Origin of the sequence: Streptococcus mitis (assembly GCF_002096755.1) — a bacterium.
Taxonomy (GTDB): domain Bacteria; phylum Bacillota; class Bacilli; order Lactobacillales; family Streptococcaceae; genus Streptococcus; species Streptococcus mitis_AC.
The window spans coordinates 1-336 of sequence record NZ_NCVF01000009.1; the positions used below are offsets into that span (position 1 = coordinate 1).

General features: G+C 56.5%; 1 protein-coding gene. It reads right to left on the bottom strand.

Annotation, left to right across the window (positions count from 1 at the left end):
- Positions 1–336 (bottom strand): hypothetical protein (locus B7700_RS11145; protein ID WP_192855635.1); only part of this gene is annotated, 336 nt, incomplete at both ends.

The following is a 336-nucleotide window of genomic DNA, read 5'->3' on the forward strand; positions in this document are numbered from 1 at the left end:
CACAAGTGCGTCAGCATCGGCGTCAACAAGCGCATCAGCATCAGCAAGTACAAGCGCGTCGGCTTCAGCATCGACAAGTGCATCAGCTTCAGCATCGACAAGTGCATCAGCCTCAGCATCGACAAGTGCGTCAGCTTCAGCAAGCACTAGCGCATCAGCCTCAGCGTCAACAAGTGCGTCGGCCTCAGCATCGACAAGTGCGTCGGCCTCAGCAAGTACAAGTGCATCAGCCTCAGCCTCGACAAGTGCGTCAGCTTCAGCGTCAACAAGTGCGTCGGCCTCAGCATCGACAAGTGCGTCGGCCTCAGCAAGTACAAGTGCATCAGCTTCAGCAAG